Raw genomic sequence first — 1,237 nt, 5'->3', positions numbered from 1 at the left:
CAGCCGGGCTCAACGTCGAATAGAAGCTCGCAGCCGCCCGCAAGATCGGCCAGGATCGAAAGAGCGCTAAAATCGCTCTGCCCGGCTTTGGCGCAGAATTTTAAAGCGACCTCCTTTTGGATCATCACTAAAAATCCGCTGCATAGCTCATCGTCGATCGCTTGCAAAATCATCTTCGTAGCGACGTAGTAGGGCAAATTTGCGACCAAAAAATATTCGCCGCAGCCAAGACCCCGCTGCTGCCAAATCCGCAAAGCATCGCCCAAAACGAGCTCAAGCTCGCCGCTAGCGATCTGCTGTGCAAATTTAGCGCTTAAAATTTGATATAAATCTTCATCTATCTCGAAACTTTTTGATCTGTAAAATTCCAAAAGCTTACGAGTTAAATCACCTAAGCCAGCCCCGATCTCAACGACATTCTGTACACTCTCGGGGATCGCTTGGATGATCTTGCTTAAAACGGCTTCGTCTTTTAAAAAATTTTGTCCGAACTCTTTTTTCGCCCTAATCATCGAGGAAGCTTAGCCAAATTTTACTTATAAAGTCATTATATTAAGTAAAATTTAGCTAAGATTATAAAATTTAACCCAAGAAAGGTCGCCGTGAACAAGTTTGCAAAGCGGATCATCCCGTGCCTCGACGTCAAAGACGGACGCGTCGTAAAGGGCGTAAATTTCGTAGATCTCGTGGATGCGGGCGATCCGGTGCAAGTCGCCAAACGCTACAACGAGGAGGGCGCGGACGAGCTGTGCTTCCTCGACATCACGGCGTCGCATCTGGGGCGCGATACGATCGTGGATGTCGTAGAGCGGGTCGCGCGCGAGCTTTTTATCCCGCTGACCGTGGGCGGCGGCATCCGCACGATCGATGACATCTCGCGCCTACTAAACGTCGGCTGCGACAAAATAAGCCTCAACTCGGCTGCGATAAAAAATCCGAATTTGATAGACGAAGCGGCGAATAAATTCGGCTCGCAATGCGTCGTCGTCGCGATCGACGCGAAACGAAATTCTAGTGAAATTTCGCGCGGCGATTTAGGCGATTTATATGGCGCGGCGCGGAATTTGAACGCAAATTTACGCAACGAAGCACAGAATTTTGGAGAGACTTCACGCAGTTCGCAGGATGAAATTTTAGCGGGGGGCGGCGAGCTTTGCGGCTATAGCGTGTTTATAAACGGCGGCAGACTGGATACCGGCAGGGATGCGCTTGCTTGGGCGAAAGAGGCGCAGGAGCG

2 protein-coding genes are annotated in these 1,237 nt (G+C 50.2%); one reads left to right on the top strand and one right to left on the bottom strand.

Going from position 1 to position 1,237, the window contains the following annotated elements; translation table 11 throughout:
• Positions 1 to 512, bottom strand: a 512-nt coding sequence (locus tag Q0238_RS05585; RefSeq protein WP_297943765.1) for an rRNA adenine dimethyltransferase family protein, incomplete at its 3' end; no start/stop codon positions are given.
• 90 nt (positions 513 to 602) lie between these two features.
• Between Q0238_RS05585 and Q0238_RS05580 the strand changes: the two genes are divergently transcribed.
• Positions 603 to 1,237, top strand: a 635-nt coding sequence (locus Q0238_RS05580) for a HisA/HisF-related TIM barrel protein (protein WP_297943762.1), incomplete at its 3' end; no start/stop codon positions are given.

The sequence above is a fragment of the uncultured Campylobacter sp. genome, from assembly GCF_938045775.1.
In the GTDB taxonomy this organism is placed as follows: domain Bacteria; phylum Campylobacterota; class Campylobacteria; order Campylobacterales; family Campylobacteraceae; genus Campylobacter_B.
Note: the sequence above shows the minus strand (reverse complement) of the source record. Positions and strands in the feature narration are given on the sequence as shown.